Here is a 418-nt window from a genome sequence, read left to right on the forward strand (position 1 = left end):
GTAGTATCGAGCGCCAGGTAGAGCCGACGTCCTTGCCACTGGTGGATGGCCGCCAGCACCAAGGGCACGTACAGACTTTTTATCCGCACTCGACGATTGCCCATAAAGCGCTGCCACCGTCGTTCGGTGCTTTGCGCCTGGCGGGCACGGCTCGGCACATACGACTCCCACTCCGGCAGGCTCAACTTGCTGCTGCACACCAGCGCTGTCACCATCCACGCCAGCGCCTTGAGGTGGCGCAGATCCCGGCGATGGCTATATTGACGCAGCAAGGACAACACTTGATCATAAAGACAGGTGGTGGCTGACATGGTGCAGACTCTGAGATGACGCAAATTTCAGCGTCTCATGTCACCTCACCTTTTCCCCTCGCGTCACGACGTTTCAAGCCTTTCACCCACTTGTGTCAGGCAGTCAG

At 58.4% G+C, this 418-nt stretch carries 1 pseudogene; it reads right to left on the minus strand.

Annotation, left to right across the window (positions count from 1 at the left end):
• Positions 1-311, minus strand: a pseudogene (locus AC0QKW_RS02760) (transposase); the annotation flags it as partial.
• Positions 312-418: the final 107 nt, after the last annotated feature.

The organism is Pseudanabaena sp. PCC 9330 (genome assembly GCF_055795045.1).